Below are 17,170 nucleotides of genomic sequence, written 5' to 3' on the forward strand. Positions count from 1 at the left end.
CCTAGTAAGCACTTTTGCCTACAAAGCCTTTGAATACAGTTGCAATAACAATCTTAATGTCCATCCAAAGAGACCAGTTTTGGATGTACTCCAGATCGAATTGAACACGCTTTTCCATTTTATCTAGGGTGTCTGTTTCTCCGCGGTAACCGTTGACTTGTGCCAACCCAGTAATACCCGGCTTCACTTTGTGTCGCAGCATATAGCGGTCAACGATGTCCCTGTATTGTTCGTTGTGTGCAACCGCGTGAGGACGCGGGCCAACGATTGACATAGAGCCTCTCAGTACATTGAAAAACTGAGGGAGTTCGTCCAAAGAAGTGCGGCGAATGAAAGCACCAAAGCGAGTGACACGCGGGTCATTTTTCGTGGCCTGTTTGACAACATCACCATTGTCGGTGGTAGACATTGAGCGAAACTTCCAGACATTAATTTTGCGGCCATCAAGCCCATATCGATGCTGTTTAAAGATAATTGGCCCAGGGGATGACAGCTTCACTCCAATAGCAATAACCACCAGCACCGGCGATATCAGGATCAGGATCAGTATGGACAGAATGATGTCTTCAAGGCGCTTAGACCAAGCCGAAAAACCACTAAATGGGGTGTCGTGTACACTAAGCGTATGGACGTGGCCGATGGTTTGCCAGCGGCTGTGCAGTAAATTGTAAGTGAAAAAATCTGGAACTAAATACGTGGTAGCTGTGGTGTCTGCAAACTGATTGAGGTAGCGCGCAATACGGTCTTTGGCATGCATTGGCATCGCGATATAAACATGTTGAAGCTTACCTTGCTTAGCCTGTTCTAGCGCCTCATCCACTTTACCCAGCATTGGAGCGGGAAGGGTACCTTCAATACGATCAACATTTCTGTCTTCGTAGAAACCAACAAGCTTAATACCCAGAGCATGGTTGCGTTGAAACTCTTGAGCAAGGTCGATTCCGTTTGCTGTGGTGCCAATGATAGCGGCGCAACGCGTATTGATACCGTGATTACGAAGTCTGCTGAGTGCGATACGTGCAAGGAAGCGCCATAGCACAAGTCCTACTGCCCCAAACGCAAACCACATGGTCATGACAACACGTGAGAATTCAATACCGCGCTGCGTGAAGAAAAAGTAAGCCACTAAGGCAAGACAAGCTCCAAGCCATGGGAGCAATGTCGCTACCACTTGACCTTGGAAATTACTAATACGCCACGAGCGATAAAGGTGTGAACTTTCTGCAAACAGCAAGTAGCAAATTGATATTAGTGTGGCTAGCAATAAGTTGTCTTCGCTAATAGCTCCCAAGTATAAGAAGCTTGCTAAAACGAGTGAACCGCCAATGACCGCAAGATCGCAAAGCCTATACATGATCGCGGATTCGGTTCCGTGTGTGCGAATTTTTCTGCTGTCCATAAAATTAGAGCTCATATATTTGAGTGACCTGTATTGAGTGATCACTTTTTTTTGTTTCTTACTCTTAAAAGTAAACTACGCTACCCAAGGTCGCTAGGTTCTCTAACACTGATGGCATTCATAATGGCGTTTTACCGTTATTGAGTATTGGATAAGTAGAACAGGCCGAGAGCAAAGAAAGAAGATGAAGTTTGTCGGATTTTTACGTGCAATGTGAATACTGCTAGATATTTATGCACGAATCGTCTTGTAAACTGGCTTAAAATGCAGGTCTGTAAGTGTTATCTATGTCTCTTTTTTCCTTGTTCATAGCTCAGAAAGTAGATGTACAGCAACGTTTTGGGTTCGTGCGCTCAGTCTAAATTGATTTGGGTACTTTCAAGTCTCATGCATAAATACTAAGTAAGCATGAGGCTTGATGACCACGTTCACTCTTCGCGAAATGCGCGATTTAAACTTTCCGTGAGAGGTTTCGCCAGATACTCGATGGGAGTGCGGGGCTCAGTGAGCAACATGACTTCCGCTTGCATACCTGGGTACAAAACGATGCCATTCAGAAGATCGGTGGCACTGTTGATGAGTTCTACTCTGGCAAGGTAATAGGCTAAGCCGGATTGCTCATCGACCAATCTATCTGCTGAAATCGTGAGCAACTCTCCATCAAGAGGCTTTATACTGCGCATGCTAAGTGCTGTGAGGCGGATCTGCGCTTTCATTCCTGACCGAACTTGATCAATGTCAGAAGGGTCGACACGCGCTTCAATGACAAGGCTTTCGTTATTTGGAACAATATCGAGTAGTGGTTGACCGGGTGAAATTACCCCTTCCTCTGAGAAGACTTGCAGATTTAATACTGTCCCTGAGAGTGGTGCGACAATCTTGGTGCGGTTGAGAATATCTTTCGCTGCCGCGACTTGCTCATCGAGTTCGTAACGTTCTTGTCGCGTTTCGCGTAGCTGCTCCACAACTTCTTTAATTCTCTCCAACTCCTGCTCTTTTATTTGAGCTCGGCTTTCCGCGACGTTTTGAGCTAAACGACTGGCGTTAGATTGCAGTTGGCTGATGGTGCTTAATATCTGGCTTTCTTCCCGCTCTAAACGCAACACTTGGGTTTTGCTTACGTAGCCCTTTTCTGCGAGCTGTCGGTTACCCGAGATCTCTTCCCCAATGATTGATAAGCGGCGTTTTTCTATCTCAAGGCGCTTTTTTTGACCGTCTAATTCAGCTTGATTCTGGGCGAGTTGTGTCTTGATCACTTCTTGTTGGGACGCATAAAAATTATTTCTCGCTTTGAAAATTCGCCGTTGGTTGGTCAAAATTTCCTCTACCCGTGAATCCTGCGTATTTGACTCCAGTTGCTCAGAAAACGTAATGAAGTCAAGATTGTCACGCTCGGCGATCAAGCGCGCCTCACGTGCAAGCGCATTGCGTTGACGACTAGTGTATTGTTCAAGCTGACCGCTAGCCTGTGTGTCATCAAGCAGAATCAGTGTTTCACCTTTCTGTACATTCGCCCCTTCTGTCACCACGATTTTGTCGATGATGCCGCCTTCAAGATGTTGAACCGTCTTGCGTTGGCTATCTACGGTGACAACGCCTGGCGCAATAGATGCGCCTTCCAATGGGCTAAATACCGCCCAAACGCCGAATGTGCCAAAAAACAGGATAATGACACCAAAACCAAACAGGGCGAGTTGTCGAATAGCAGGAATGGCCATTATTTTTGCCCTCCTTTGGACGAGATTGCAGCGCTTTGTTCTAGTAATGGCTTCAGCACTTCATCACGCTCACCGAATGCGCGAACTTGACTGTCTTGTAATACGAGTAGTTTATCCATGGATTGCATCATGCTTGGTCTATGTCCTACCAAAATAACGGTCGCCTTGCGGGATTTTAAATAGGCAATGGCGCGTTGCAGCGCGACCTCTCCGACACCGTCAAGATTGGCGTTTGCTTCGTCAAGAATAACGAGGCTGGGGTCGCCATATAAAGCTCGTGCGAGCGCCACACGTTGGCGTTCACCGCCAGAAAGGCCTAGGCCGCGTTCACCCACTACCGTGTCGTAGCCTTGTCGTTGGCGCAGGATTAACTCGTGGCAACCTGCGAGTTTTGCAGCTTGAATAACAAGCTCGGGCTCTCCATCGGACATGCGAGCAATGTTTTGCCTTATGGTGCCAGGGAATAGCTCAACATCTTGCGGCAAATAGCCACAGTGAGGGCCGAGGTCATCAGGGTCCCACTTCGCGACGTCCATATTGTCTAATCGTATCGTGCCTGCGTTTGCGGTGAGATTTCCGAGCATCAACCGTGCAAGTGTTGATTTACCTGTGCCAGATGGGCCGATAATGCCTAAGGCTTCACCCGCGTTAATTTTGAATGTGATTCCATGCAAAACAGGTTCGGGTTGCCCTGGATGAAAGTAGGTCACTTTCTCTACGGATAGAGACCCTTGAGGTTTTGGCAAAGGCATGGACTTTGCGCGCTCAGGGAAAGCAGGGATTTGTTCTTTCAGGCGTTGGTAGCTTTGTCTTGCTGAAATTGCCGTACCCCACGCACTGATTGACTGTTCAACAGGTGCGAGCGCACGCGCCATGAGAATTGAGCCAGCTATCATGGCACCAGCAGTTAGCTCACCTTCAATGACCAACCATGCACCGACACCAAGCATCGCGATCTGAAGCAACATTCTTATAAATTTTGATGTTGCAGTGAGAAGAGCCCCCTTTGAGTTTGCGGAGACTTGGCTATCGACGCTTTTGTTGTTTAATTCAGACCAATTTCTGATGAAGTTGGGCATGATGCCCATGGCTTCAATTGCATCAGCATTTCTAGCGGCAGATTCTGCTTGCTGCATGGCTAATATGGCTGACTCATTGGCGGTTTTGTGTGCCTTTCTAGTGATAGCATCATTGAGAATAGCAATGCAAAACAAGACGATGGCACCAGCTGTCGCAATGATGCCAAGTAGGGGGTGCAAGAGGAATATGAACGCCAGAAATACAGGTGTCCACGGCGCATCTAATGCAGGGATCACTGCATTGCCACCAATAAATGCTCGAATAGCGGCAATGTCTCTTAAGCTTTGCACGGAAGCTGATAGCCCCTGTCGTAGCTGCAAAGCAATGCTACCACTGAGAATCTCTGGCGATAAACTCTGGTCAAACCATGCGCCAATTCTGACCATGATTCGGGTTCGCACATTCTCCAGCACTGCCATTGTGAGCAGTGCGAATATTGTGATAGCTGTGAGCAGAACAAGGGTATCGATAGAGCGAGAACTAATAACACGATCATATATTTGGAGCATGTAGAGCGGCACACTCAATACTAATATGTTGATAACAAAACTGAATGCAATCACAAACAGCAATGCTTTTTTACATTGCTCTATGGTCGTTTGAAGTTGTTTTTCTGTAGAAAGAGACATGTCGTATCCATTGACGTTGGATCATTAGGTTGTTGATACTGCAACCATGCGACTACACAAATGATCTCTAAAAAAAGGCAACCAGCTCATTGACCGATTGCCTTGAGTATAGCTTGGTTAAATTAGACGATATGAAAGTCGTCAGCGGAGAGCTCCGTACTGGAGACATTATTCAAAATGACACTTGAACCGTCGGCAAGGTCAATCACCGTATTGTTGCCAACCTGAGTCAGTGCGAGTGAATCAAAGTCAGTATCTCCCGTTGCGCGGATGAATATAGTGTCAATACCCACCTCAAAGTCCACAATGCGGTCATTGCCAGTGTGAGTATCGAGGATGTTGTCGAACATGAAGGTGTCAGCGCCACTGCCACCAAACAAAAAGTCGTCACCCGTGCCACTCACTAACTTGTCATCACCCGAGCCACCATACAGTCGATTGGAGCCTGAATTACCATAAATCGTGTCGTTGCCAGTGCCGCCTAAGACATAATCATTGCCTACGCCAGCGTAAAGCGTGTCGTTGCCAGTGCCGCCGCGTATTAGATCATCGCCACTTCCGCCTCTGACTACATCATCACCTTTGCCACCAATGATGAAATCGTCACCCTTGCCACCAAAAATTGTGTCATCACCGCCGAAGCCGATGATGCGATCATCACCATCTAAGCCATAAATGAGGTCTTCGTTGTTGGTTCCATCCAGCACATCAGCGTCTATAGTTCCATTAATGTCCGTCATTACCACTTCCTTCTCTTTAAATTGTGTGCTCTTACTTGAGATCATTTCTGTTGGCAGGTTCGATAACAGCGATTGTTGAACGCGCCAAGTTAAGCGGGTAACACTTTGACTGAGTTGACATAAAAAAGGTGTCTTAGTAGTGAGCGACAGAGTGAAATAACGCACCGATTCTAGGGAGGGCTGGGGGGGTGAGCGAAAATCATTTCAATTACAACGGGATAAAATAGGCAATAAGCCTATTGCTTATTGCCTAGGTGATTGTTGCTTTTGTCTTAAACGATGTGGAAGTCGTCAGCAGTTAGATCTGTTGCCGTGATACCGTTCAGGATAAAACTTGAACCGTCAGCTAAATCCACCAAGGTGTAGCTTCCGACTTGGCTGATAGCCAGAGAGTCGAAGTCAGTATCACCTGTTGCTCTGATAAAGATTGAGTCGATACCTACTTCAAAATCAACCACTCGGTCGTGACCTGTTTGGGTGCCCAGGATGTTGTCGAATCTGAACACATCAGCTCCTGAACCACCAAACATGAAGTCGTCGCCGCTGCCGCTAATTAGCCAATCGTCACCGGCTCCGCCATATAGCTTGTCATTGCCTGACACCGCATACAGTTTATCGTTGCCAGTACCGCCTAAGACGACGTCATCGCCTTTGCCGCCTAAAAGGATATCGTCACCGCTACCCCCAGCCACGCGATCGTCACCTTCGCCGCCCGCTACACGATCATCACCAGCACCACCAGTGATTCTGTCGTTACCACGACCCCCCCAAATGAAATCATCGCCATCGTAGCCGACAATGACATCGTCTTCGAAGAAGCCAATGATTAGTTCACTTTCATTGGTACCGTCTAGTGTATCCACTAGGTCAGTACCTAATACAATAGCCATAATGCTAACCCTCTATTATTGAATATACCTAAGTCTTAAAGCGAATAGATGGGATGCGGACATCGACACTGAATTTGTAGTCCTCGCACCTTTGCATACTGCAACGCGGCAAGCTACTTATGAGGAATTATTTGAAACGGCTTGCTACGCATTGCGACTAATATTATGAGGTGAAAATGAGAACGGGATCGTCTCTTTTATGACGATGTACGAGGGAATTTCTATGGGGAAATTATTTATTGATACATCATCCTTGGTAATCAAGCCCGATGACGGAGAGGTTATTTTTTGCCCAAAAGACGGCTTGGACTCGGTTTTTTACATTTATTTTTTTGAAAATATTATACAAATGCGACTTTACCGTATGCTCTGATACAAACAGGCCATCTGCAATCTCGCTGTTTGAGGCACCAGTGACAAGTTTGCGTAAGATCTGCTGCTCACGATTTGTTAAGCAGATTTCAGAGTAGTCGATGGTATTGCTGTTGTTCTGTTGATAGTAGTGAATCAATTCCGCCAGTTTTTGCCTTGGCAACCAATACTCACCTGAAAGCATTTTTTCGATACCGTGGCAAAGGTGCTCAAGATCATCTTCTTTTCTAAACACACCCTTAATAAACGGCCAACTAGCCAGCTCTTTTGCTGACAAATCATGTGCGTTAAAAAGCGCAAAAACATGCTGCTCGCTAAACGGAGAGAGACTTTGCTTAACAAAATTGACGGTATCGCCTTCAAAAGCACTTAAATCGATCAAGACCAGTCCTGATGACGTCGCTAAATCGTCAGCGATGCCCTGCTTCTCGACTAAAGACACACTACTTTTAATCTCTTTTTCCAAGCATGAAATTAACGCGGTGATCGTCATGCTTGGTTCCGACACGAGAAGAATCGTGTATTTATCAGAAGTAGTCTCAATGGTTTGCATGTGTATCCCTAAATGCTTTTGATGAAGATGTTGCGCTTTTGTGTAACATGTCAACAGTAACAGATTAACCATGTTTTCCGCAGCATTCTAAAGCGCAATCAGAAAGCCATTCGTATCATTTTTTGAACTTACTAACGAAGCGTTGGCAACGGCGACTCTAGCAAGCTCTTTGTAAGTCTAATACAAATTGGTTGATATCGCTGATTTCTGTCTGGCCCGTTTCAACAATATTGCGAGGTTTTCATCATGTTGCGACACAAGCAATACGGTGTTCTAAGTTTCAATTGAAAGCCTGTGAACAATGCTCAGGCTTCTGTTATCATCGCGGTCTAAATATCGTCTTTGCGCGTATCGCCGCAAAGAAACTGATAACGCAATGAAGAAGGTTTGGGAGCAAAATATGGCCAGCCGTGGTGTAAACAAAGTAATTTTGATTGGCAACTTGGGTAACGATCCTGAAGTTCGCTATCTGCCAAATGGCGGTGCGGTTGCCAATTTGACTGTTGCGACCTCAGAAACGTGGCGTGACAAGAACACTGGTGAAAACAAAGAAATGACAGAATGGCACCGTGTGGTGATGTACCGTCGTTTGGCTGAAATCGCGGGTGAATACCTGAAAAAAGGGTCAAAAGTGTACTTGGAAGGTCGTTTGCAAACGCGCAAATGGCAGGGTCAAGATGGCCAAGATCGTTACACGACTGAAATCGTTGCGAATGAAATGCAAATGCTAGATAGCCGTTCTGGTGGTGGCATGGGTGGCCAAGGTCAACCTGCGCAGCAAAGTTCACAACAAGGCAACTGGGGTCAACCGCAGCAGCCAGCTTACCAGCAGCAACCAGCGCAGAAAGCGCCGCAGCAACCGCCTCAACAGCAAGCGCCGCAACAGTACAACGATATGCCTGACTTTGACGACGATATTCCGTTCTAATTGTCAGACAAACCGATTCAAAAACCCCGCTTTTGCGGGGTTTTTCGTTTCTAGAGTGTGAGCTTTTCGATACAAGGACTAAATGAAACGAGTATCAAGAATGAGCCGCATGATCTCGGCTATTGCAGCAATACTCTTGTGGCTTTATTTGCCATAGCCGGAGAGATGATATGAACCGTTTGACTCAACATTGCCTGAGTGCCGCGATATCCCTTACGTGGCTTTCCATGAGTGCATCAGCCATGACATTGGTCAGCCCTCAAGTTGTTGAAGGTGAGACGCTAAAGTCTCAGCAAATATTCAATCAATGGGATTGTCAGGGAGAGAATATGTCTCCTGAATTGACGTGGACAGATATCCCCGAAGGAACCAAAAGCTTTGCCGTGACGATGTACGACCCTGATGCACCAACAGGGAGCGGGTGGTGGCATTGGGTGATGATCAATATTCCTGCGGGTGTTAACCAATTGCCACTTGATGCGGGTAATGAAGATGGAAAATTAATGCCAGCAGGCGCACAAATGCAGAGCAATGATTTTGGATTTCATGGCTTTGGTGGTGCTTGTCCTCCGCCGAAAGCGTCTCCTCATAATTATCAAATTACCGTGTATGCTCTGGATGTTGAAAAACTCGGTGTGCCTGTTAACGGCTCTCCCGCGTTAGCGGGGTATTACATTCTTCAACACCGAATAGGAGAAGCGCAGTTAATCGCGCCAACCAATGCGCGTAAGTAGTGTCGCCTGATCCTGCGAGTCAGTAAGCTCTCATATCGAGCCAATCAGGCCAATTGGCGGGTGATTACTGCACGACTTTTTGCTTGATGAAATCGATGAACAAGCGGGTTTTCGTGTGATTGTATTCGAGCTTTGGGTAGTAGGCGTAAGCGGGGCTTTTGGGCTGGCGAACATCCGACAAAACGGGAACAAGCAGCCCTTGGTCTAGCTCTTTTCTGATGGTGACATCTCCAACCAGAATGATCCCTAACCCCGCGACAGCGGCATTCACCAAAGCTTCTGGGTTTGGCGAAACAAAGTTACCGGTTAACAGTAAACGTCGGCCGTGTTCAAACTCATGTTCCTGAGGGTGACTCGTCGAGCCATAAAGCAAGCAGTTATGTTGCAGTAACTGTTCGGGTTCGATAATTGGTGGATGCTGCGCAAGGTAAGTGGGCGAGGCAAAAAATCGCGGCTGAAAATCAAACAGTTTCGTTGCAATAAAACTGGCGGAGTTAAAGTCAGCCAGTTCACGGGTAATCACAATATCCAAGTGAGGATCGGGCAGTTGCCCTGGCGCCAGCGTATGAAGTTCTACCTGTATGTTGGGGTAAGCAGAAAGAAACTCCCCTATGTTGTTCACCAATAGCCGACTGCCTGTCGCAAGAGGTGCGCCAATGCGTAATACACCACTGACTTCGCCATACGTGGACGTCGTTTCAGACACCAACTGTGTCCAATCGTCGAGTAACAATTTTCCGCGTTGATAAAACAAGCGTCCAGCATCTGTCATCGTGAGGTTGCGCGTCGTTCGTTTTAGTAGCTGCACACCCAGTTGGTTTTCTAACCAAGCCAAGCGCTTTGATAGTGCAGAGCTTGAGGTGTTGAGTTTAGTGGCGGCTTGTGCCAATGACCCCATGTCGACAACGGTAATGTAGCTTTTGGCGCAGGTTATCCAATCCATCTCTTGATTCTTTTGGTTGAGTATCGAGTTTGCGTTCACTTTCGTTCCGTGAAGCACGATAATAACTAATTACGCGGCGTAAAAAAGCGCCATACCCAAACTACCTGATTTCTCCCTCTTTTTTGGTGGTTTGGATATACGTTTTTAACATGCTGAATACTGAACGGCACACGCCTTGAGTTGGATATAGAATGAGAAAAGTTGCAGGGATGAAGCTAACCAATCGGTTAGTCGCTTTCGTTACGTTAATTGTGGTCTGTGCCATGTTCGTCTTGTTTATCGGCGGGGCAGTCAGTTTCCGCAAATTAGGCACGGATTTTCTTTCTCATTACCTTGGCAAAGTGGTGGCTGAAATTGATCACGCCATTGCCAATCCGACATCGAACGAAAACATTGGTTTATGGTTACCTCAATTGTTAAAGGCCAGTGATGTTGTTGAACTGGAAATTAGCAGTAAAACGGGCATGCTCTACCGTTATGAGCAGGTGAAAACGGCGGTTAAACCGCTGGAATTGATAGAAAACCACTATGACTTGCCGAGTAATCCCGGCTTCTACATCAAAATTCGTTCTGTGCCGCCTTATGCGGATTTCGCCTACTCCATTGGTGCAATGTCTTCGTTATCTCTCGCTGTGCTTATTATCGTGTTGGCACTGACGTGGGGGATAAAATGGTTAAGGATCCAGTTGCTAGGTGCGGAATTACTTGAACACCGTGGACGGTTGATTTTAGCGGGACGAGCGGAAGACGTTCAAACCGGCGACGACCGGGAATGGCCGTCTACGGCCAGTATTGCGCTCGATCAAATGCTGATTGAGCTTCGAGATGCTCGTCAAGAACGTAGCCGCTTTGATACCTTCATTCGAACCAATACCTTCTTGGATAAACTCACAGGTGCAGCAAACCGCGTGATGTTTGATAACCGCCTGCAAACCTTGCTGCAAGACAAAGGTGCACAAGGTGCTGTGTTGATGTTGCGTATTGGCGACTGGGAAAGTCTTACACAGGAAGTCGGCAAGTCAGGGGCGGATGAATGGGTCAAGGAAGTGGGCAATGTATTGTCAAATGCGGTCCAACGTTTTCCTGATGCCGTGTTAGCACGATATTACGACACCGAGTTTGCCCTATTGCTGACGCACCAGTCAGCAAAAGACACCCGTCTTTTTGCCAACCAACTGATGAAATCACTGGCGCGTCTGTCGCCCCCTGAGCCGTTAGAAGAAGATAGTTGGGCGCACATGGGCATGACGTTTTTCAGTACTGGAGAGCGACGTGGGCGCTTGATGGAAGAAGTTGATATGGCCAAGCGAAGCGCCGTGTTACAAGGAAGCAATGGTTGGCATGCGTTTAAGAAAGACGTGGCTGCGGATGACGCACGAGGTAGCGTGCGTTGGCGTACATTGCTCACCCGAGTGTTCGAAAGTGGTGGGCCAGAGCTCTATCGACAAGTGGTCAAAGATGTACACGGCGAACTACTGCATACGGAACTATTGGCCCGAATAAAAGATGAAAATGGACTCATTATTAAGGCTTCTCGTTTCTTGAATGGTGTCGAGCTGGTGGGAATGAACACCACGCTTGATCGCAATGTCGTCACCAAAACGCTTCATCAATTACGTAACGGTGATGGTCGAGAAGTACTTTCATTGAACATTTGCGCAGAATCTTTGCGTCAACGCGCCTTCCAGAGATGGCTTCGAGATGTGTTATTGCAAACACCTCGCAGTGTGCTCAACCGTATGCAATTTGAAATATCTGAAGGCCCATTGGTACAGCATTTTGATGCGGTACGACCAACCTTACGAATGATGCGAGCGCTAGGCTGTGCTTTGGTGGTCGATCAAGCAGGTCGTTCAGTGGTGAGTACCCACTACGTTAAAGACATTCAACCTAAGTACATCAAACTTCATCGAAGCCTCATTCGAGATATTCATCAACGTCCAGAAAACCAGCTTTATGTACGTAGTATGCTCGGCGCTTGTGAGCCGACATCAACGGAGGTATTAGCCGTAGGCGTAGAGTCTGAACATGAATGGAATGTCTTAATGCAACTCGGTGTACAAGGGGGTCAAGGCCGCTTCCTTGGTGCCGAGCTTTCCTCAAGCCCCGCCACCTTAAAACGCCAGCGTTGGCGTAAAAAATGATCTAACTCGCGCGGTGTTTACAAATCAGTCAATTGCGTCATGAAATTGTCGCCGCTGCACTTATTTTTTGGCGGGAATTTTGATAGAGTATGCTGTATGCCAAGTTGGTTTGGCGCCCACATTTTTGTAACAGTATTGAGTAACTATTAGTCGTAAATGGCCGTTTCCACTCTTCTTGCGCGTTTTTCTTCATCAAGGCAGCGAAATGTTGTTAGCCTTGTCGTATCTGTCAGTCAGGTCGTCATTGGTTATCAAAATAATGGCGTCGCGCAGGTAGACGCTCAATCAGTCACAGATACTGCCCCTTGGTCTGCAGCATTGCAGCTGCTAAATCGCCATGAAATCACCAAATCTGATATTCATTTAGTCTTGGGGCATGGCCTTTATCAAACGCTATTAATTGATGACCCGAAATTGTCTCAAGAAGACATTCGAGCGGCGTTGCCATTCAAGCTCAAAGACTTCCTGTCCGACTCACCGTCCGACATTGTCGCAGATGGTTTTTCTTCTCCGATTGCGAACCGTTTTCAAGCGTTTGTTTGTCACAAACAACCTTTGCTTCAATTCAATGCTGCTCTTGAAAAGCGCCAGTGCAAATTGACAGCGGTATCGCCTGAAGATGTGGTATTACGCCAGTGGACGCAATTAGACAAAGCTGAAATGGTCCTGACGCGTGATGGTCAGGGAGTGTTACAAATAGCGGTTTTTGACCAAGGAAAACTGTGCTTTCAGCGCCAAGTGCGAGGCATGATGATTGAAGGGGATCAGTTACCCCCTTTGGTGATTGACGATTTGGCACTAGAAATACAGCGCTCATTAGATTATCTGCGTTCGCAGCTAAAGCATGCCAATGTCAGCGGTTTAGTTGTTGGCGTACAAGGCGTTGATGATACCGAGCTTGCTTTTCAGCTTTCTTCTCGACTATCGGTGTCTGTTCGTCCTCAAACATTGTTTGAGACGGGTGAGCACCAACAGCATATTGCATTGGCGGCTCTCAACCGCGATTGCTCGCCTGATATTAACCTTTTCAGTGACGATCTCTCACCCAGTCGTGCGTTTCTTACCTTTGAAAAAATGCTGCTGATTTGGGGGCTGACAGGGCTATTGATTGTGTTAGTGGCTGCTTACCAACAGTGGCAAGTGTCCCAATCGAACAAGGCATTAGAAACTGCCACGCAGTCGCGTAGCGTGGCGGAGTCTGCGTCGAATCATCTTAACGATCAGTTAGCGCTGCATGTGCCATCGCTCAATATGTTGAATGACGTTAGTCGAGCCGAAGCGGCGATCACATCAAGACAAAAAGCGCTAGAAGCGGTTGCGGTTCATGACGCCGCGCTACAACAAGGTTATGCCTCGGTTTTTCGAGCGCTATCTGATCTTTCACGTCGAGATATTTCCGTGTCTGAGATTGCGATAGGGCTAGACACGCTTGATATCAAGGGACTTGCTGCCACGCCTTCCTCTGTTCCTGCATGGTTACAAAGTTTCCAAACACAAAAACCGCTGTCTGGACGTGTGTTTGAAAAAATGGCGCTAACCCGTGATGAAAACGAACGTCTTGCATTTAGCTTGAATGCTAAACGTGAGAAAGGAGAGGCCGAGAAATGAACGCATTGATTGAACGCTTAAAGCAAGGCTTCGATGTGCTTTCTCCCCGCGAGCAGTGGCTTATTGCATTGGCAGGCTGGGGGGGCATTTTAGCCATTGGCATGTTGTTGTTTATTGAACCGATGACTAAAACCTTGAATCAACTGACTGGCCAAATCGCGCAACAGCAGCAAAGTACGCAAGATTTTTTAACGCTCAACCAACTTAAACAAGACAAGTTGAGCGTGTCGCCGAATGCTGAACTTGAACAAAAGTTAGCCGATTTATCTCAAGAACTTGCCGACCTTGACGTGCGCATGGCTGACAAAGTGGAAGGCCTAGTGAGCGCAGATAAAATGGCAGGTTTGATGGAAAGCGTGCTGAAGCAATCGGATCGTTTGACACTGCTATCCATGACTTCACTGCCTGCACAACAGCTGACACATACCGATGATGCGGGCTATTTCATCCATCCCATTGAATTGACACTTAAGGGGCGATTTTTCGACATCGTGGAATACTTGGCGGCACTTGAAGCCTTGCCAGTGAAGTATTACTGGAAGCAGGTTGATTATCGTGTCACCGAATACCCATGGGCTGAAGTGACTCTGCAAGTTTACACCTTGGGTGAAAGCGCCGTGTTTATTGGAGGTGCGAATGAAAGCGTTGAGTAAATGGGTTGCCATTGTTGCACTTACTTCACTGTCTTTTGGCGTCTTTGCACAGAGCGACCCGACGGCGCCGCTGGGTTATGAAGCTCCCAGCAAAGCAACCAAAACCAAGACGTATCGTCTACCCCGATTGGATGCCATTTTGTGTGGTGGTAACAATGCGTGTTCGGCAGTCATTAATGGCCGAAGTGTCAGCAAAGGGCAGTCAATTAATGGCTATTTCATCAGCGCAATTCATGACAACAGTGTGACGCTAAAACGCGGCGAGCGACATTGGTCACTGACAGTATTTAATGAGCAGGTAGTACAGTGAATAAGATGAATTTTTTGAATAAACCATTGATAGTCTTCATCACTAGTCTGCTTTTGTCTGCATGCCAAAGTGTTGGGCATAACCAACCGACAGAAGTACAAGAAGCGCTAAATCAAGCGTACGCCCAAAACAGTGGTCAGCCTCTTTCTGATCTCCCTGATGCGGTGTCTCAAGATCTTATGGGCGATTTTTCAGATGTGTCCGGTAGCGGCGACATAGTGGAAAACCGTTTACGTATTAATGCCAATCATGTCGATGCGAAAGCCTTTTTTGGTAGCTTGGTGCAAGGTACTGACTACAACCTCGTGATGCATCCGGATGTTAGCGGCAAGGTGACGGTTTCGCTGAAAGATGTGACGGTGACAGAAGCGCTGGATGTGGTGTCGGATATCTACGGCTATAACGTGGAGATCCAAGGACGATTGATCCAAGTTTTCCCTGCCACGCTTCGCTCTGAAACCTTCCCTGTTGATTATTTGCAACTGCAACGCTCAGGTGTCTCGCTTACCTCGATCAGCACGGGGGCGATATCTACCGATTCCAGTTCATCAAGTGGTGACAGCGAAAGCACCGAGCGTACATCGGTACCCACGGGTGGCACAGTCATCGAAACGCGTTCAGAAAGCAGCTTTTGGGTGCAACTAGAACGCGCCGTCGGCGCTATGATTGGCACGGGTGAAGGGCGCAGTATCGTGGTGTCGCCGCAAGCGAGTCTGATCACGGTAAAAGCGTACCCGAACGAATTGCGTGAAGTGAAACGCTTCCTTGATGCATCCCAAAAGCGACTAAAGCGTCAGGTGATCCTTGAGGCAAAAATTCTGGAAGTGACCTTGAGTGATGGCTACCAGCAAGGTGTCAATTGGTCCAACATCAGCCAATCGATAGGCAGTGGTGGTATCAGCGTTAGCCGTCCCATTTCTGATCTTGCCGGTGATTTGATTTCCAATGTGATTGGCGGTCAAACCAATGTCACTATCACTGACGGCCACTTCGATGCCGTGCTGAGTTTCCTTGATACCCAAGGTGATGTGAATGTGCTCTCTAGCCCTCGTGTTACAGCAGCGAACAATCAAAAAGCGGTGATCAAAGTGGGTGGTGACGAGTATTTCGTGACCGACATTTCGTCGAGTGATTCTTCGGGCGACAACTCTGAATCAGGCCCAAACATTGAATTAACCCCGTTCTTCTCTGGTATCTCGCTGGATGTGACGCCACAAATTGACGACGACAACGGCGTATTACTGCATGTTCACCCTGCGGTGATTGATGTGGTGACGGAAGAGAAAACCATTCAGCTAGGCAGCGCTTCTCAGCCTTATGTTTTGCCGTTGGCTAAGACCTCGATCCGTGAATCAGATTCTATTATCCATGCCCGCTCGGGCGATGTGGTGGTGATCGGTGGCTTGATGAAATCAAGCTATGAAGAGATGGTGTCAAAAGTCCCGTTGCTTGGTGATATTCCAGGGCTGGGACATTTCTTCCGTAACGTGAACCGTATGAAGCAAAAAACTGAACTGGTTATTTTGCTGCAACCATCGGTCGTCGGCGAGCAAACGTGGCAAGAAGAAATTCAGCGCTCACGTGATTTGCTTAATGATTGGTTCCCGGAAAACTAACTGTTACTGAATGCTCATGTATTTGGAACACTTTGGCCTCAATGCCTCTCCATTCAGCTTAACGCCGGACACCCGAAGCTTTTTTGGTGTCCGCTCGCACGTGGACGCCATTAATACGTGCGTCTCGGCGATGGAAATGGGAGAAGGCTTAGTCAAAGTGACAGGTGAAGTGGGTACTGGGAAAACCATGGTGTGTCGCCTGCTGGTAAAAGCGCTGTCGATGTCATTCACGTTGGTATTTTTACCTAACCCCGCCAACACCGTCGCCAGCTTGCATCGCATGATCGCCGATGAACTTAGCATTGATAGCGATTTGCCATCAGACAAATTATTGAGTGCTATCCAACGTGCTGCTATCGACGCAGCATATCAAGGCAAGCGTGTGGTGATCTTGTGCGATGAAGCGCAGACACTGCCCGATGATGTGCTTGAAGCCATTCGATTGCTCGGCAACTTGGAAACGGAACAACACAAGCTGATCCAATTGATCATGCTGGGTCAGCCAGAGCTTGATGAGCGCCTATCTCAGCACAACATGCGTCAATTGTTACAACGAATTAGTTTCAGTGCACAGTTAGAACCGCTGACCTTTGCAGAAGCTTCTGCCTATATCGATCACCGTCTGAAAGAGCAGGGCGCGTCACGCCGCTTGTTTAGCGTTTGGACTAAGCGACGAATTTGGGTTGCAAGCCACGGTATTCCTCGTTTGGTGCATCAGCTTTGTCATAAAGCATTGCTGCTTAGCTACGGGAAAGGACAACGCAAAGTGTCTAGCCATGCTGTGCGCTTAGCCATTAAAGACACTCCGCTCGCCAAGCAGCACACCGCGCTGCATGCGTTGTGGGGCTAGGAC

The 17,170-nt window shown here is 47.4% G+C and carries 15 protein-coding genes; 8 read left to right on the top strand and 7 right to left on the bottom strand.

The genetic code is table 11. The features are described 5' to 3' along the window. Nucleotide 1 precedes the first annotated feature (1 nt). The 6 genes from L4D06_RS03695 to L4D06_RS03720 form a co-directional block, all read right to left on the bottom strand. Nucleotides 2–1,399, bottom strand: coding sequence for an undecaprenyl-phosphate glucose phosphotransferase (locus L4D06_RS03695; protein ID WP_429737916.1), 1,398 nt, complete (start codon nt 1,397–1,399; stop codon nt 2–4). Between the two features lie 428 nt (nt 1,400–1,827). Next, entirely contained in the window at nt 1,828–3,117 is a 1,290-nt protein-coding gene (locus tag L4D06_RS03700) for an HlyD family type I secretion periplasmic adaptor subunit (protein WP_274162982.1), read from the bottom strand. Beyond that, nucleotides 3,117–4,826: a type I secretion system permease/ATPase gene (locus L4D06_RS03705; RefSeq protein WP_274162981.1), complete on the bottom strand. Its 1,710-nt coding sequence runs from the start codon at nt 4,824–4,826 to the stop codon at nt 3,117–3,119. Before L4D06_RS03705 ends, L4D06_RS03700 begins: the two co-directional genes overlap by 1 nt. A 122-nt stretch (nt 4,827–4,948) precedes the next feature. Beyond that, complete coding sequence (locus tag L4D06_RS03710) at nt 4,949–5,566, bottom strand: calcium-binding protein (protein WP_274162980.1); 618 nt, start codon at nt 5,564–5,566, stop codon at nt 4,949–4,951. A 272-nt stretch (nt 5,567–5,838) separates the two neighbouring features. Further along, nucleotides 5,839–6,456 (bottom strand): calcium-binding protein, encoded by a 618-nt coding sequence (locus L4D06_RS03715; RefSeq protein ID WP_274162979.1) that lies wholly within the window; start codon nt 6,454–6,456, stop codon nt 5,839–5,841. 247 nt (nt 6,457–6,703) lie between these two features. Further along, nucleotides 6,704–7,381: a LuxR C-terminal-related transcriptional regulator gene (locus L4D06_RS03720; RefSeq protein ID WP_274162978.1), complete on the bottom strand. Its 678-nt coding sequence runs from the start codon at nt 7,379–7,381 to the stop codon at nt 6,704–6,706. Nucleotides 7,382–7,781: 400 nt separating this feature from the next. Here L4D06_RS03720 and L4D06_RS03725 point away from each other — a divergent pair, with 400 nt between their 5' ends. Both L4D06_RS03725 and L4D06_RS03730 read left to right on the top strand, forming a co-directional pair. Continuing rightward, nucleotides 7,782–8,309: a single-stranded DNA-binding protein gene (locus L4D06_RS03725; protein WP_274162977.1), complete on the top strand. Its 528-nt coding sequence runs from the start codon at nt 7,782–7,784 to the stop codon at nt 8,307–8,309. Nucleotides 8,310–8,479: 170 nt separating this feature from the next. Then, complete coding sequence (locus L4D06_RS03730; protein ID WP_429737917.1) at nt 8,480–9,043, top strand: YbhB/YbcL family Raf kinase inhibitor-like protein; 564 nt, start codon at nt 8,480–8,482, stop codon at nt 9,041–9,043. Nucleotides 9,044–9,107: 64 nt separating this feature from the next. On the opposite strand, the gene L4D06_RS03735 is transcribed toward L4D06_RS03730, so the two are convergent. Further along, nucleotides 9,108–9,986, bottom strand: coding sequence for a LysR family transcriptional regulator (locus L4D06_RS03735; RefSeq protein WP_274162975.1), 879 nt, complete (start codon nt 9,984–9,986; stop codon nt 9,108–9,110). 191 nt (nt 9,987–10,177) lie between these two features. Between L4D06_RS03735 and csrD the strand changes: the two genes are divergently transcribed. The 6 genes from csrD (at nt 10,178) to L4D06_RS03765 (ending at nt 17,167) form a co-directional block, all read left to right on the top strand. After that, nucleotides 10,178–12,130, top strand: a complete 1,953-nt coding sequence (gene csrD, locus L4D06_RS03740) for an RNase E specificity factor CsrD (protein ID WP_429737918.1) — start codon at nt 10,178–10,180, stop codon at nt 12,128–12,130. A 156-nt stretch (nt 12,131–12,286) separates the two neighbouring features. Further along, nucleotides 12,287–13,738, top strand: a complete 1,452-nt coding sequence (locus tag L4D06_RS03745; protein ID WP_429737919.1) for a type IV pilus biogenesis protein PilM — start codon at nt 12,287–12,289, stop codon at nt 13,736–13,738. Further along, nucleotides 13,735–14,391, top strand: coding sequence for a type II secretion system protein GspM (locus L4D06_RS03750; protein ID WP_429737920.1), 657 nt, complete (start codon nt 13,735–13,737; stop codon nt 14,389–14,391). The genes L4D06_RS03745 and L4D06_RS03750 overlap by 4 nt, the downstream gene beginning before the upstream one ends. Next, entirely contained in the window at nt 14,375–14,701 is a 327-nt protein-coding gene (locus tag L4D06_RS03755) for an MSHA biogenesis protein MshK (RefSeq protein WP_429737921.1), read from the top strand. Before L4D06_RS03750 ends, L4D06_RS03755 begins: the two co-directional genes overlap by 17 nt. A 5-nt stretch (nt 14,702–14,706) precedes the next feature. Further along, nucleotides 14,707–16,317 (top strand): pilus (MSHA type) biogenesis protein MshL, encoded by a 1,611-nt coding sequence (mshL, locus tag L4D06_RS03760; protein ID WP_429738013.1) that lies wholly within the window; start codon nt 14,707–14,709, stop codon nt 16,315–16,317. 16 nt (nt 16,318–16,333) lie between these two features. After that, complete coding sequence (locus L4D06_RS03765; protein WP_274162970.1) at nt 16,334–17,167, top strand: ExeA family protein; 834 nt, start codon at nt 16,334–16,336, stop codon at nt 17,165–17,167. The last annotated feature ends 3 nt before the right edge of the window (nt 17,168–17,170 follow it).

Origin of the sequence: Enterovibrio makurazakiensis (assembly GCF_050336585.1) — a bacterium.
Classification (GTDB): Bacteria; Pseudomonadota; Gammaproteobacteria; order Enterobacterales; family Vibrionaceae; genus Enterovibrio; species Enterovibrio gelatinilyticus.

Excerpts from the sequence above, each read along its gene's own strand:
- L4D06_RS03695 (WP_429737916.1), bottom strand. The coding sequence starts at position 1,399 with ATGGACAGCAGAAAAATTCGCACACACGGAACCGAATCCGCGATCATG.
- L4D06_RS03700 (WP_274162982.1), bottom strand. The coding sequence starts at position 3,117 with ATGGCCATTCCTGCTATTCGACAACTCGCCCTGTTTGGTTTTGGTGTC.
- L4D06_RS03705 (WP_274162981.1), bottom strand. The coding sequence starts at position 4,826 with ATGTCTCTTTCTACAGAAAAACAACTTCAAACGACCATAGAGCAATGT.
- L4D06_RS03710 (WP_274162980.1), bottom strand. The coding sequence starts at position 5,566 with ATGACGGACATTAATGGAACTATAGACGCTGATGTGCTGGATGGAACC.
- L4D06_RS03715 (WP_274162979.1), bottom strand. The coding sequence starts at position 6,456 with ATGGCTATTGTATTAGGTACTGACCTAGTGGATACACTAGACGGTACC.
- L4D06_RS03720 (WP_274162978.1), bottom strand. The coding sequence starts at position 7,381 with ATGCAAACCATTGAGACTACTTCTGATAAATACACGATTCTTCTCGTG.
- L4D06_RS03725 (WP_274162977.1), top strand. The coding sequence starts at position 7,782 with ATGGCCAGCCGTGGTGTAAACAAAGTAATTTTGATTGGCAACTTGGGT.
- L4D06_RS03730 (WP_429737917.1), top strand. The coding sequence starts at position 8,480 with ATGAACCGTTTGACTCAACATTGCCTGAGTGCCGCGATATCCCTTACG.
- L4D06_RS03735 (WP_274162975.1), bottom strand. The coding sequence starts at position 9,986 with ATGGATTGGATAACCTGCGCCAAAAGCTACATTACCGTTGTCGACATG.
- csrD (WP_429737918.1), top strand. The coding sequence starts at position 10,178 with ATGAGAAAAGTTGCAGGGATGAAGCTAACCAATCGGTTAGTCGCTTTC.
- L4D06_RS03745 (WP_429737919.1), top strand. The coding sequence starts at position 12,287 with ATGGCCGTTTCCACTCTTCTTGCGCGTTTTTCTTCATCAAGGCAGCGA.
- L4D06_RS03750 (WP_429737920.1), top strand. The coding sequence starts at position 13,735 with ATGAACGCATTGATTGAACGCTTAAAGCAAGGCTTCGATGTGCTTTCT.
- L4D06_RS03755 (WP_429737921.1), top strand. The coding sequence starts at position 14,375 with ATGAAAGCGTTGAGTAAATGGGTTGCCATTGTTGCACTTACTTCACTG.
- mshL (WP_429738013.1), top strand. The coding sequence starts at position 14,707 with ATGAATTTTTTGAATAAACCATTGATAGTCTTCATCACTAGTCTGCTT.
- L4D06_RS03765 (WP_274162970.1), top strand. The coding sequence starts at position 16,334 with ATGTATTTGGAACACTTTGGCCTCAATGCCTCTCCATTCAGCTTAACG.